General features: G+C 68.6%; 16 protein-coding genes and 1 riboswitch. Of the genes, 6 read left to right on the top strand and 10 right to left on the bottom strand.

The window, feature by feature from the left end:
- From Q0R27_RS02180 to hemC, 7 genes are all read right to left on the bottom strand, one after another.
- On the bottom strand, positions 1–342 hold a 342-nt coding region (locus Q0R27_RS02180; RefSeq protein WP_293940484.1), incomplete at its 3' end, for a cation:dicarboxylase symporter family transporter.
- Between the two features lie 12 nt (positions 343–354).
- The gene (locus Q0R27_RS02175) at positions 355–1,107 is read right to left on the bottom strand and encodes a response regulator (protein ID WP_293940482.1); all 753 of its coding nucleotides are present in this window, start codon (positions 1,105–1,107) and stop codon (positions 355–357) included.
- 93 nt (positions 1,108–1,200) lie between these two features.
- Positions 1,201–1,524: a hypothetical protein gene (locus tag Q0R27_RS02170; protein ID WP_293940480.1), complete on the bottom strand. Its 324-nt coding sequence runs from the start codon at positions 1,522–1,524 to the stop codon at positions 1,201–1,203.
- Positions 1,525–1,606: 82 nt separating this feature from the next.
- Positions 1,607–2,677 carry a serine hydrolase gene (locus tag Q0R27_RS02165; protein ID WP_293940478.1) on the bottom strand — a complete coding sequence of 357 codons (1,071 nt, stop codon included), beginning with the start codon at positions 2,675–2,677 and terminating at the stop codon, positions 1,607–1,609.
- A gap of 22 nt (positions 2,678–2,699) precedes the next feature.
- Entirely contained in the window at positions 2,700–3,530 is an 831-nt protein-coding gene (locus Q0R27_RS02160; protein ID WP_293940476.1) for a hypothetical protein, read from the bottom strand.
- Positions 3,527–4,201: a uroporphyrinogen-III synthase gene (locus tag Q0R27_RS02155; RefSeq protein WP_293940474.1), complete on the bottom strand. Its 675-nt coding sequence runs from the start codon at positions 4,199–4,201 to the stop codon at positions 3,527–3,529. The genes Q0R27_RS02160 and Q0R27_RS02155 overlap by 4 nt, the downstream gene beginning before the upstream one ends.
- Positions 4,198–5,118, bottom strand: a complete 921-nt coding sequence (hemC, locus tag Q0R27_RS02150) for a hydroxymethylbilane synthase (RefSeq protein ID WP_293940472.1) — start codon at positions 5,116–5,118, stop codon at positions 4,198–4,200. The genes Q0R27_RS02155 and hemC overlap by 4 nt, the downstream gene beginning before the upstream one ends.
- A gap of 91 nt (positions 5,119–5,209) precedes the next feature.
- Here hemC and tsaD point away from each other — a divergent pair, with 91 nt between their 5' ends.
- On the top strand, positions 5,210–6,238 hold the full coding sequence (gene tsaD, locus Q0R27_RS02145) for a tRNA (adenosine(37)-N6)-threonylcarbamoyltransferase complex transferase subunit TsaD (protein WP_293940470.1): 1,029 nt from the start codon (positions 5,210–5,212) through the stop codon (positions 6,236–6,238).
- A complete protein-coding gene (locus Q0R27_RS02140) occupies positions 6,235–7,224 on the top strand; it encodes an NAD(P)H-dependent glycerol-3-phosphate dehydrogenase (protein WP_293940468.1) in 990 nt (329 codons plus the stop codon). The genes tsaD and Q0R27_RS02140 overlap by 4 nt, the downstream gene beginning before the upstream one ends.
- A gap of 12 nt (positions 7,225–7,236) precedes the next feature.
- On the opposite strand, the gene Q0R27_RS02135 is transcribed toward Q0R27_RS02140, so the two are convergent.
- Positions 7,237–7,524, bottom strand: a complete 288-nt coding sequence (locus tag Q0R27_RS02135; RefSeq protein ID WP_293940466.1) for a BolA family protein — start codon at positions 7,522–7,524, stop codon at positions 7,237–7,239.
- Positions 7,525–7,599: 75 nt separating this feature from the next.
- Between Q0R27_RS02135 and Q0R27_RS02130 the strand changes: the two genes are divergently transcribed.
- Positions 7,600–8,202 (top strand): J domain-containing protein, encoded by a 603-nt coding sequence (locus Q0R27_RS02130; protein WP_293940464.1) that lies wholly within the window; start codon positions 7,600–7,602, stop codon positions 8,200–8,202.
- Positions 8,203–8,299: 97 nt separating this feature from the next.
- On the opposite strand, the gene Q0R27_RS02125 is transcribed toward Q0R27_RS02130, so the two are convergent.
- A complete protein-coding gene (locus tag Q0R27_RS02125) occupies positions 8,300–8,692 on the bottom strand; it encodes an MAPEG family protein (RefSeq protein ID WP_293940462.1) in 393 nt (130 codons plus the stop codon).
- 92 nt (positions 8,693–8,784) lie between these two features.
- Positions 8,785–8,929: riboswitch (TPP riboswitch) on the top strand.
- Between the two features lie 28 nt (positions 8,930–8,957).
- Here Q0R27_RS02125 and thiC point away from each other — a divergent pair.
- Positions 8,958–10,847: a phosphomethylpyrimidine synthase ThiC gene (thiC, locus tag Q0R27_RS02120; protein ID WP_293940460.1), complete on the top strand. Its 1,890-nt coding sequence runs from the start codon at positions 8,958–8,960 to the stop codon at positions 10,845–10,847.
- 61 nt (positions 10,848–10,908) lie between these two features.
- Here thiC and Q0R27_RS02115 read toward each other — a convergent pair whose 3' ends face one another.
- On the bottom strand, positions 10,909–11,058 hold the full coding sequence (locus Q0R27_RS02115; protein WP_293940458.1) for a hypothetical protein: 150 nt from the start codon (positions 11,056–11,058) through the stop codon (positions 10,909–10,911).
- Between the two features lie 97 nt (positions 11,059–11,155).
- Between Q0R27_RS02115 and Q0R27_RS02110 the strand changes: the two genes are divergently transcribed.
- Both Q0R27_RS02110 and Q0R27_RS02105 read left to right on the top strand, forming a co-directional pair.
- Positions 11,156–11,443, top strand: a complete 288-nt coding sequence (locus Q0R27_RS02110; protein ID WP_293940456.1) for a MerR family DNA-binding protein — start codon at positions 11,156–11,158, stop codon at positions 11,441–11,443.
- A gap of 108 nt (positions 11,444–11,551) precedes the next feature.
- On the top strand, positions 11,552–11,725 hold the full coding sequence (locus tag Q0R27_RS02105) for a hypothetical protein (protein ID WP_293940454.1): 174 nt from the start codon (positions 11,552–11,554) through the stop codon (positions 11,723–11,725).
- Positions 11,726–11,727: the final 2 nt, after the last annotated feature.

Here is an 11,727-nt window from a genome sequence, read left to right as displayed (position 1 = left end):
CCCGGCGCCGGGGCGGACGAGATTGCCGACAACCAGCCCGAGGACGAGCGCGAAGGTCGACATGAGCAGGAAGTAAGCGAACGCCTTGGCGGCGACGCGCCCGACAGCGCCGAGGTCGCGCATCCCGGCGATGCCGGTGACGATGGTCAGGAAGATGACCGGGGCAATGATCATCTTGACCAGCTTGATGAAGGCATCGCCGATCGGCTTCATCGCCTCGGCCGTGGCGGGGGCGACAATTCCGAGCGCAACTCCGAGCGCAATCGCGGCGAGGACCTGGACGTAAAGGTGGCGGTACCAGGGAACGGGCGCTGCAAGCGATGCGCCGTCGTCGATGATCAATCCCGTTTCCCTTCAGCGCAAGGCGCGTGCGAGTGCTCCCGCGACGTCGGCAATGGTGAAGGGTTTGGCGAGCAATTCAACCCCGACGCTGGCGGCATCGTCGGCGACGGCGTCGGCGCGGCCCGAGGCAAGCATGAACGGCACCTCTATGCCACGGCCGCGCAGCGCGTTGACGAGGTCGATCCCGCTGACCCCGCCGGGCATCATCACGTCCGACAGGATGACGTCGACGCCTTCTGCCGCACCGATCCGTTCGAGCGCGGTGGCGGCGTCGGCGAGATGATCGACCTCATAGCCAAGCTCGCGAATCATGTCGGAGACGAGCATCGCCACCTGGGCGTCATCCTCGATCGGGAGGACACGGCCGCTGCCGCGCTGTTCGTGCAAGCGGGCGTTGACGCACAGGTTGAGCAGCGCCAGCTGGAGCTTGCCAGGATCGGCCTCGACCGGCCATAGCCCGCTAGGGAAGTCGGTCTCGACGCGAATGTCGCCGCGCAGGCTGTGGTCGAGCAGGTCGCGCATTTTTTCGACCATCGGGGCAAGCGCGATCGGCTCGGGGCGAAGCGACTGGCGGCGCGAAAAGGCAAGCAGCTGGCGGGTGAGCCCGGCACCGCGCTCGACCGCCTGGCGCATACCGTCCATCAGCCGCTGCGTGTGCGCGGGGTCGCGGCTCCGCTCTAGCATCTGCAAGCCCCCCGAGATGACGGTGAGGAGATTGTTGAAGTCGTGCGCGACCCCGCCGGTAAGCTGGCCGATCGCCTCCATCTTCTGCGTCTGGCGAAGCTGTTCTTCGGCAGCGCGGCGTTCGGTAACGTCGCGGCCCTTGGCGTAGATCTTGTCGCACTAAGGATTGGCGACTCAATTGACCCAATGCGCCGAGCCGTCCTTGTAACGCATTCGGGTTTCGAAGCCGGCCAGCGGATCGTCGGTCGCGGTGGCGAGGGCGATCTCGTTTGCTTCGAAATCCTCCTCGAAGTGAGACTGGCCGGTCAGCGACGCCCAGCCGGGCTGATCCCCCGACATTTGCCCGCTGGCGTCATTGGTCCACAGCACCCCGACCGCAGCGACCGCGGCGGCAAAGCGCGATTCGCTAGTTCGCAATTTCTCATCGAAGCGGTGGCCCTCGTCGGCGTAGCGGCGCTCATCATGCTTGATCGGATAGGCGTCGCCGACGTGTTTCATCGGGCAGGTTTATCGTTGGCTTCGTTAAGCGACAATGACGGGGATCAACCAGAACGGGCCAAGTTGTTGGTCGGGATCGGCGTCAATAAGGCCGCTCTTCCATGTCGTGCTGGCGGATGACCGAGCGGACGACCTCGTTCATCAGCCGCATCCGTACCGGCAGCGGGGTGGTGGTCGACTTGATCATCACGGCAATGGCATAGCTGCGTCCGTCGGGGGCGGTGATCAAGCCGATATCGTTATACCCCGCCTGAAGCGCGCCGAGGACCTGGCCGGTGCCGGTCTTGTGGCTGAGACTCCACCCCGGGGCGAGCCCGCCATGGAGACGGTTGCGGCCGGTTTTGGTATTGCCCATCGTGTTGAGCAAATGCGCGGTCGAGGAGGGGGAGAGCAATTGGCCCTTCTTGAGCCGGGCGAGCGCCTTCACCACCGACGCGGGGGCGGCGCCGTCATACGGGTCTTCGATATAATGGTTGAGCAGCGAGCGACGGGTCGCCAGCGGGAGCGCGTTACGGGCGCGGTTGAAGCCGTCGCCGACCGCCATCGACTGGTGCCAGGTGACCCCCGCGACCCTGGACTGGAACAAGCGCTCGCCATGGTCGAAACGGATCGAGCCGAGGCCCTTCTTCGCAATCATTTCGCGCACCGCGCCGTCGCCGCCGACCGCGCGCATGAGGCGGTCGTTGCAAGTATTGTCGCTCATCGTGATGGCGTCGTGGAGGAGGCGGCCGAGCGTGGTCGTGACTGCGCCGTTGCGAAGCACCTGCGCGGCGATTGGCTGATGGAACAGGGTCAGGTCGCTGCGGGTCAGCGTGACCGGGTCGATCAGCCTGACCTCGCCGCGGTCGACCGCGTCCATCGCGGTGATCGCGACCCACAGCTTGCTGACGCTCTGTTGCGGATACAGCTCGTCGGCGTGCCAGCCCACCTGCCACCCCTGGTCGACCGAGCGCACCGCGATCCCGACCCGGCCGTTGAATGAGGCGCCCAGTGTCTGGACCCGGTCGCGGATGAAGGCGGGGACGGCCGGGGCGCCCGCGATCGGGGAACCGGGTTGCAGCCCGGCGACGCTCGCTGGCTGCGCGGGGGCCGCCGTGGCTGCGGCGAATGCGATCGTCGCGCCGAGCATTGTCGCGGCCCACATCGACGTCATGCCGTCACGTCCCCGATCCGCGTCAGAGGGCAGGCGCTTGCGCGACTGGAACCGGTGCGGCGGGCGCCGCCGGTGCCGGAGCCGGTGCCGGAGCGACCGCTGGAAGCAGCGCCGCGCTTTCGATCTCGTCGAGCGCGCGGTGGACTGCGATGTAGCGCCGCGCCTGCGCGACCCACTCGCCGGCGCGGGCGACTCCGGGCAGGCGCATCGTTTCGGCCAGCGCGCCGTCGACTTCGCCGCGCCGCAGCCGCACCTCGGCGCGGTCGAAGCGCGCCTGCGGGCGGACCGAGGGCACGTCGGCGCGGCGGATGCTGACCAGCGAGCCGAGTTCGCGCCTGACGCCGGTCAACCAGCTTTCGTCGGGCCCGGCGCTGCGCAGCGCGTCACCGAGCGCATCATACTGGTCGATCAGCGCGTCAAGCCGGATCGGCTGGCGCGCCGAGGTGACGATCGTCGCCACCGCTTGCTCATGACCCGCGCCGAACCGTTCGACCAGCAGCGGCTCGAGATAGCCGAGCGCCAGCCCGCGATCGACCGCGCGCCGCGCGGCGAAGGCGACGAGCAGCGCGTCAGCCCGCCCGGCCGAGCCTTGAGCGCGCAAGGTAGCGCTTTCGACCGTCGCCAGCCGCCCCTCGACCGCGGCGAGGCGCGCGGCCTCCTGTGGCAATGGGGTCGGATCGACGACGGGTTGCGGCTCGGCGAGGCGCAGCGGGACGGTCACGCTCGGCGCCACCCCGAACAATCGCGCCGCCGGCGCCGAGCGGGCCAGCGCCCAGGTTGCGAGCGCGGCTCCCGCCAGCAGCAACAGCAAGGCACCGGCGAAGCGGGCCGTCCAATTGGGTCGCGCAATCATTCGGCTGCATCCAAGCATAGTTCGGCGGCGAGGGCCAGCAAGGCGGAGTCGGTCGGCCGCCCGGCGACCGCGACCTGCTCCCACCCCGGACCGACATCGGCCCCGGCCTGGGCGCTGAGTGCGACCAGTGCCGTGCCCGATCGGTCGCGGAAGCCGAACACGTCCGACAGTCGCGCGCCGGCTCGGGCCGAGTGGAGCGCGACGACCGATCCGGCAAGGCGATCGATCGCCGCCGGCCCGGGCGCGGTCGCCGCCGAACGATAGACCGGGACGACGAAGACATGCTTGCCGAACAGCCGCGGCGCGTGGCGATGTTCGCCGCCGAGGTGGAGCAGCGCGAGGCCGTCGGGCAGCGCCGCGAGCAGCGCATCGACTCCGGTCCCGCCGACGCTCGCCACGCTGAACCCCGCAGCCCGCGCCGCATCGGCGGTCGCCGCGCCGACCGCGTGGACCGGCAGCCGGTGAAACCGCGCGAGCCCCGGCCCGGCATGGCGCACGGCATTGGCGCTGGTCAGCAGCAACGCATCGAACTGGTGCGGATCGGGCGCCGACCACGCCACCCGTTCGATTGCGAACAGCGGCAGCGCGACCGCCTCGATCCCCATCGCGGCGGCGCGCGCGACGGTTTCGCTCGCGCCCGGCTCGGGACGGATGATGGTGAGTTTCCTCACGGCGCCGCCTCGAACAGGGTGCGGATCGACAAGGGAGCGCGCGCCAGCATCGCGCGGGCCATCGCGGCGGGCGCATCGAGGTCGCCCCCACCAAAGCGCGTTTCGTCGGCGATCCGATCGGCGCCGTTTCCCGACAGAAGCTCGGCGCGGAGGTGGATCGAACCGTCCTGTTCCATCGTCGCGAGCGCCGCCATCGGCGAATGGCAGGTGCCCCCCAGCGCGCGGGTGAACGCCCGCTCGGCAAGGACCGTCGCGAAGGTAGCGGGATGGTTGATCAGGGTGACGATCCGGCGGATCATATGGTCGTCCTTGCGGCATTCGATCCCGATCGCGCCTTGCGCCGGCGCGGGGAGGATTTCGTCGAGCGCGACGCCGATATCATGGTGATGGAGCCGGTCGAGCCCCGCCGCCGCCAGCAGGGTCGCATCGCATTCGCCTGCCGCCAGTTTCTTGAGCCGGGTTTCGACATTGCCGCGGATCGGTTCGATCTTCAGATCGGGGCGCAGCGCGAGCAATTGCGCGGTGCGGCGCGGCGACGAGGTGCCGACCACCGCGCCCTGTTTGAGCGCGCCAATCGATTCGGCGCCGATCAGCCGGTCGCGCACATCGGCCCGGCGGAGCATCGCGGCGAGGCACAGTTGCTCGGGCCGGTCGCTTTCGACGTCCTTCATCGAATGCACCGAAATGTCGGTTTCGCCGGCGAGCAGCGCAAGGTCGAGCTCCTTGGTCCACATCGCCTTGCCGCCGATGTCGGCCAGCGGACGGCCCTGAATGCGGTCGCCGGTCGTTTTGACGATCCTGATCTCGACCGCGTCGGCGGGCCAGCCGTGCGCCACTTCAAGCCGCGACGCCGCCTGGCGCGCCTGCGCCAGTGCCAGGGGCGAGCCGCGCGTTCCCAGGATGATCGGCTTGGTCATTTGCTCCTCGCGAGTCGGCGTCGTGTCCGATCCCTCACTCTTCACCACGCACACTAGCCGGAATGAACCCACTGGGGCAAAGGCCATCCCCATGCTTGTCCTCGGCCTCGAATCCTCGTGCGACGACAGCGCCGCCGCGCTGGTCACCGGCGATCGCGTCATCCTCGCGCAAGTCGTCGTCGGACAGGACGAGGCGCACCGCCCGTTCGGCGGCATCGTCCCCGAGATCGCCGCGCGCGCCCATGTCGAGCGGTTGCCGCAGCTCATCCGCCAGGTGCTCGACGAGGCGGGGGCGAAACCGTCCGATCTCGACGCCATCGCGGCAACCGCCGGGCCGGGGCTGATCGGCGGGGTGATGGTCGCGCTGCTCGCCGGCAAGGGGCTCGCGCTCGCAGCCCGCAAACCGCTCGTCGCGGTCAATCACCTCGAAGGCCACGCGCTGTCGCCGCGCCTCGCCGACGCGTCGCTCGACTTTCCCTACCTCCTGCTGCTCGTGTCGGGCGGTCATTGCCAGCTGCTCGAGGTGCGCGGGGTCGGCCGGTATCGCCGGCTCGCGACGACCATCGACGACGCGGCGGGCGAAGCGTTCGACAAGGCGGCGAAGCTGCTCGGGCTCGCCTACCCCGGCGGTCCGGCGATCGAGCTGCTGGCGCGCGAGGGCGACCCCCGCGCGGTCCCCCTCCCCCGCCCGCTGGTCGGCAGCGGCGAGCCGCACTTCTCGTTCGCCGGGCTCAAGAGCGCGGTCCAGCGCGCCGCCGCGTCGGGCGCGCACCGCCCGGCCGACATCGCCGCGAGCTTTCAGCAGGCGGTGGTCGACTGCCTCGTCGATCGGACCCAGCGCGCGCTGGCGGCGTGCGATGCACCGACCCTCGTCGTCGCCGGTGGAGTCGCGGCGAACCAGCAGGTCAGGTCGGCCCTGGCCGATCTGGCCCAACAAAATCGCCGCGCCTTCTCGGTCCCGCCCGGCTGGCTGTGCACCGACAATGCGGCGATGATCGCATGGGCCGGCGCCGAGCGCTTCGCTGCCGGGCTGACCGACCCGCTCGACGTGCCGGCACGCGCGCGCTGGCCATTGGACGCCGACGCCGACAAGGTGCGCGGTGCGGGGGTCAAGGCATGAACATCGAGAAACTGGGCGTGATCGGCGGCGGCGCATGGGGTACCGCGCTCGCCCAGGTCGCCGCCACCGGTGACCGCGAGACGCTGCTGTGGGCGCGCGAGGCCGACGTGGTCGAGGCGATCAATGCGTCCCACGAGAACAAGGTCTTCCTCCCCGGCATCGCACTGTCGCCCGCGATCCGCGCGACCGGCAACCTCGCCGAACTCGACGCGTGCGACGCATGGCTGGTCGTGACGCCAGCGCAGCACATGCGCTCCGTCCTCGCGTCCGCGCCGCGCTGCGACCGCCCGCTGATCCTGTGCGCCAAGGGGATCGAGGAATCCTCGGGCGAGCTGCTCCACCAGGTCGCGCTCGAAACTTGCCCCGGCGCGCAAATCGCGGTGCTGTCGGGCCCGACCTTCGCCCATGAAGTCGCCGCCGGGCTGCCCACCGCGGTCACCCTCGCCTGCGCCGACGAGACGCTCGGCGCGGCGATCCGCGCGCGCATCACGCTACCGACCTTCCGCACCTATGGCACCGACGATGTCGCCGGGGCCGAGGTCGGCGGCGCGGTCAAGAACGTCCTCGCGATCGCCTGCGGGGTCGTCGAGGGGCGCGGCCTCGGCCAGAACGCGCGCGCCGCGCTGATCGCGCGCGGGTTCGCCGAGATGACCCGCTTCGGGCTGGCGATGGGCGCCCGGCGCGAGACATTGGCCGGCCTGTCGGGGTTCGGCGACCTCGTGTTGACCTGCTCGTCGACCAGTTCGCGCAACTATTCGCTCGGCAAGGGGCTCGGCGAGGGACAGCGCGCCGCGGACTTGATGGCCGACCGCCGCACCGTGGCCGAAGGCGCCTTCACCGCCCCCGTCCTTGACCGGCTGGCCAAGGCAAAAGGGGTCGACATGCCGATCGTTGCCGCGGTCGCCGCCTTGCTGTCGGGCGAAGCCGGGGTCGACGAAGTGCTCGAAAGCCTGCTCTCACGCCCACTGCGCGCGGAACATCATTGAGCTTAAGTCGGGTTACACTTCTCCAGGCGCGCGCGTGCGAATCGTCAGCGCATGGACCCGCTCGCGCATCAGCTCGCCGAGCGCGGCATAGACCAGCCGCTGGCGCGCGACTCGCGACTGGCCGGCAAACGCCGCGCTCTCGATCGTCAGCGCGAAGTGCGACTCGCCGCGCCCGTCGTGCCCGGCATGGCCGCGGTGCCGATCGCTCTCGTCGACCAGCGTGAACGCGGTCGGCGACAGTGCAGTCCGCAGGCGCTCCCGCATCTCGGTTGCGACAGGTCCGGTGGCGGCATCGGTCATCGCGCCTATATAGGGCGGGTTTGCAATCGCGGAAGCCAAGGCTTGCGCTGGATATCAAGGAAGCGCGTCACGACGATGGCATCGCGGAGCCAGAAATTTCACGGACGGGTCGACGGCGCCGCCGATCGCTGCGGCGTCACCGGGTGCGGCGAGCCGGGCGAGTTTCGCGCGCCGGTCAGTCCTGGCGATTTCGACGGGCCGGGCGATTTCGACGGCCCGGGCGAGTGGCGCTACCTGTGCCTCGACCATGTCCGCGCGCACAATTCATCCTACAACTACTTCACCGGAATGACCCGCGACGAGATACAGGAAGCCCAGTCGCCGATCGCCGGGTGGGAACGCCACAGTCGCGTCTTCGCCCATCTCGGCACCGACCCGCCCCCCGCGTGGAGCGACTTCTCCGATCCGCTCGACGCTATTGCCGAGCGGTACCGGCACGGCGGGCAGGACGAGCGCGACGCCTTCGCTCCGCAGCGTTTCACGCCTGACGAGCGCCGCGCATTGCGCACGCTCCAGCTGCGCGAGGATGTCGACCGCACCAGGCTGCGCCAACGCTATTCCGAGCTGGTCCGCCGCTATCACCCCGACCGCAACGGCGGCGACCGCAGCCACGAGCGCGCATTGGGCGCGGTGATCGAGGCCTACACCCTGCTCAAGGCCGCCCGGGGGTTTTCGTAGGTTCCAGCCGGCACCGGCCTGCGCCCCCACCCGATTTCCCAGACAGCGTATCCTTGATGGGAGGTCGGGTGGGGGCGCGGGCCGGTACAGGCTAACCTTAAAACAGCGCCGGACGAAGCAGCATGATCAGCCCGGCAAACCCGACCGAAAAGACCAGCGTCCGCACCACCGGGATTCCAGCTGCATAGAGCGGCAGATAGGCGGCCCGCGCGACCAGCCACAGCAGCGCGCCGAGCGCCGTCCAGCGGCTGTTGAGATGGGCCACCTCGACGATCAGGATCGCCGCGATCACGATCGGGAAAGTCTCGAAGAAATTGGCCTGCGCGCGCTCCAGTCGGCCGACCAGCGGGCTCGGTGGCGGCAGCGCCTCGTCGCGCGCGCCCACGTTCCACTTGGTGCCATACTGCCGCGTGCGCACCTGCGCGGTCGCGAAGATATGGACGAGCGCAAGCACGCACCCCCATGCAAGAATGGTCAATTCGGTGTTCATCGGCTGATCCCCCTTTCGACGCGGTGTGGCGAGCTTTGCGTCGATAGACAAGCATCGCCCCCTAGCGCCCCCTTCGCTCCTGCCCTACAAGCCCCCTATCCCCGGGGAGCGCGCACGCGCTGAGAGGCAGGCCATGGGTTCCCATGAAAGTAATACTTTCATGGGGTCCCTTGCACCCTGCGACCCGCTGAACCTGATCCCGTTAGCGCGGGCGTAGGGAGGGAATGCGGGTTTCTTCCGTGTCCCTCCGAGTAGGAGCGAAGACATGGCCGAAATCGACCCCAAGATCACCAAATCCGATACGCCGCCCAGCGATACCCCCACCGTTACCACGGGCGCGATCCGCGGGTCGCGCAAGGTCCACTTCGGCCCCCTCAATAACCCGAAAATGCGCGTCGCGATGCGCCAGGTGATGCTCGAGGCCTCGTCGGGCGAACCCCCGCTCTCGCTGTACGACACGTCGGGCCCCTACACCGACCCCGCCGTCACGATCGATATCAACGCCGGGCTGGCCGAGCTCCGCCGCGACTGGATCCGCGGCCGCGGCGATGTCGAGGAAGTGCTCGCCCGCGAATCCCGCCCCGAGGATAACGGCCAGCTCGGCCCCGACCGCTCGGGTGGCGTCGCCCCCTTCCCCAACGTCCGCCGCCGCGTTCTTCGCGCGAAGCCCGGCGCCAACGTGTCGCAAATGCACTACGCCCGCCGCGGCATCATCACGCCCGAGATGGAATATGTCGCGCACCGCGAGAATCTCGGCCGCGAGGAAGCGCTCGGCACCATCCGCGACGGCGAGAGCTTCGGCGCCGCCATCCCCGACTTCGTCACCCCCGAATTCGTCCGCTCCGAGATCGCCCGCGGCCGCGCGATCATCCCCAACAACATCAACCACCCCGAATCCGAGCCGATGGCGATCGGCCGCAACTTCCTCGTCAAGATCAACGCCAACATCGGCAACTCGGCGGTCGCATCCAACGTCGCGGCCGAGGTCGACAAGATGGTGTGGTCGATCCGCTGGGGCGCCGACACCGTCATGGACCTCAGCACCGGGCGCAACATCCACGACACGCGCGAATGGATCATCCGCAATTCGCCCGTCCCGATCGGCACCGTCCCGATCTACCAGGCGCTCGAAAAGGTCGGCGGGGTCGCCGAGGACCTCAACTGGGAGATCTTCCGCGACACGTTGATCGAGCAGGCCGAACAGGGGGTCGACTATTTCACGATCCACGCCGGGGTCCGCCTCGCCTATGTCCCGATGGCGGCCAAGCGCGTCACCGGGATCGTCAGCCGCGGTGGCTCGATCATGGCCAAATGGTGCCTCTCCCACCACCGCGAGAGCTTCCTCTACGACCGGTTCGAGGACATTTGCGAGATCATGAAGGCGTATGACATCGCCTTCAGCCTCGGCGACGGCCTGCGCCCCGGCAGCATCGCCGATGCCAACGACGAAGCACAGTTCGCCGAGCTCTACACGCTGGGCGAGCTCACCCACAAAGCGTGGGCGCACGACGTGCAAGTGATGATCGAGGGCCCCGGCCACGTGCCGATGCACAAGATCAAGGAGAATATGGAAAAGCAGCTCGAGGTGTGCGGCGAAGCACCGTTCTACACATTGGGGCCGCTGACCACCGACATCGCGCCGGGCTATGACCATATCACCAGCGGCATCGGCGCCGCGATGATCGGCTGGTACGGCACCGCGATGCTTTGCTACGTCACGCCCAAGGAGCATCTGGGCCTGCCCGACCGCGACGACGTCAAGGTCGGGGTCGTCACCTACAAGCTCGCCGCCCACGCCGCCGACCTGGCGAAAGGCCACCCCGCCGCGCGCCTGCGCGACGACGCGCTCAGCCGCGCCCGCTTCGATTTCCGCTGGCGCGACCAGTTCAACCTGTCGCTCGACCCCGACACGGCCGAGCAATATCACGACCAGACCCTCCCCGCCGAGGGCGCCAAGACCGCCCACTTCTGCTCGATGTGCGGCCCCAAGTTCTGCAGCATGCAGATCAGCCAGGAAGTGAGGGACTTCGCGGCCAAGAAAGAAGCCGGGCTGCTAAATTCCACCACCACCACCCTCGAAGAGGCCGAAGCCGGCATGGCCCAGATGTCCGAAAAATACCGCGAGGCCGGAGACCTCTACATCCCCGCCGAGTGACGCACGCCGACGCTTCCCGGGCATCGCCCCGGGGAGCGTCGGCGGTTAGCGCAACAACGCCCTAAAAAATCGCTCCGCTGATCCAGATCAGCGACAACAGCGCCGTCGCCAGCAACAGCGACAGGCCCAATACCCACCGCCCGATATGATATTGCTCGGCGCCACTGGCTTCGACTTCGCTCAGGTGAACTTCGTCTCCGTCGCGTTCCATGGCCATTCCCTCCTTGGGGAACCCCATCATACGCCTCGATCGACCCAAGCGCCACGCATACGAACGACGCGCGGGTGCCGGGCACAATCTGGTCGCGGTGCGGTCGCCCCCTCATCCCCGCCGTCATTGCGAGCGGCTCAGCCGCGCGGCAACCCAGCGGGGCGGCGGCGTCGGCTTCACGCTGGCCGAGATCGCCGAACTGATCGCCCTCGACTCCACCAACGACCGCGCGCGAACGGCCCAGACGGCCGGCGAGCGACTGGCCGCGCTGGACCAGAAGAGCGCCGTGCTCGAGGGCGCGCGGACAGCGCTGGGACGGCTGCGAAAGACCTGTACGTCAGGGACGAAGGGCCCCTGCCCGATCCTGGAGGCGTTTGAGGAGTGAGGGAATTTCCTGCCGCATGGGCAATTACCAAATTTTTTTGCCGCCAAACCTCCGACAGCCGTTGACGATCTGCTTTCACCAGCCGACGTATCGTCGAAGGAGGACAAAATGAGCGAACAACTGCAAAAGCTGATCGACGCCTCGCGCGGCCGAACGATGAGCGATGCTGAGAAGGAAGCCCAGCGGCGTAGCTTTGCCTATGGAAATGCCCATATCGAGAATGAGCGCGTGACTCGCGCCATGATCGATGAAGCGGCGGAAAAGATCGGCAAGGCTGAGTGACC

Source organism: Sphingomonas sp. (assembly GCF_025362505.1).
In the GTDB taxonomy this organism is placed as follows: Bacteria; Pseudomonadota; Alphaproteobacteria; order Sphingomonadales; family Sphingomonadaceae; genus Sphingomicrobium.
This window is presented reverse-complemented; position numbering and strand designations above follow the sequence as displayed.

What these genes read in the sequence shown, in the direction of transcription:
- Q0R27_RS02135 (WP_293940466.1), bottom strand. Translation starts at nt 7,524, where the DNA reads ATGACCGATGCCGCCACCGGACCTGTCGCAACCGAGATGCGGGAGCGC.
- Q0R27_RS02105 (WP_293940454.1), top strand. Translation starts at nt 11,552, where the DNA reads ATGAGCGAACAACTGCAAAAGCTGATCGACGCCTCGCGCGGCCGAACG.
- thiC (WP_293940460.1), top strand. Translation starts at nt 8,958, where the DNA reads ATGGCCGAAATCGACCCCAAGATCACCAAATCCGATACGCCGCCCAGC.
- Q0R27_RS02160 (WP_293940476.1), bottom strand. Translation starts at nt 3,530, where the DNA reads ATGATTGCGCGACCCAATTGGACGGCCCGCTTCGCCGGTGCCTTGCTG.
- Q0R27_RS02115 (WP_293940458.1), bottom strand. Translation starts at nt 11,058, where the DNA reads ATGGAACGCGACGGAGACGAAGTTCACCTGAGCGAAGTCGAAGCCAGT.
- Q0R27_RS02175 (WP_293940482.1), bottom strand. Translation starts at nt 1,107, where the DNA reads ATGGAGGCGATCGGCCAGCTTACCGGCGGGGTCGCGCACGACTTCAAC.
- hemC (WP_293940472.1), bottom strand. Translation starts at nt 5,118, where the DNA reads ATGACCAAGCCGATCATCCTGGGAACGCGCGGCTCGCCCCTGGCACTG.
- Q0R27_RS02125 (WP_293940462.1), bottom strand. Translation starts at nt 8,692, where the DNA reads ATGAACACCGAATTGACCATTCTTGCATGGGGGTGCGTGCTTGCGCTC.
- Q0R27_RS02140 (WP_293940468.1), top strand. Translation starts at nt 6,235, where the DNA reads ATGAACATCGAGAAACTGGGCGTGATCGGCGGCGGCGCATGGGGTACC.
- Q0R27_RS02165 (WP_293940478.1), bottom strand. Translation starts at nt 2,677, where the DNA reads ATGACGTCGATGTGGGCCGCGACAATGCTCGGCGCGACGATCGCATTC.
- tsaD (WP_293940470.1), top strand. Translation starts at nt 5,210, where the DNA reads ATGCTTGTCCTCGGCCTCGAATCCTCGTGCGACGACAGCGCCGCCGCG.
- Q0R27_RS02170 (WP_293940480.1), bottom strand. Translation starts at nt 1,524, where the DNA reads ATGAAACACGTCGGCGACGCCTATCCGATCAAGCATGATGAGCGCCGC.
- Q0R27_RS02130 (WP_293940464.1), top strand. Translation starts at nt 7,600, where the DNA reads ATGGCATCGCGGAGCCAGAAATTTCACGGACGGGTCGACGGCGCCGCC.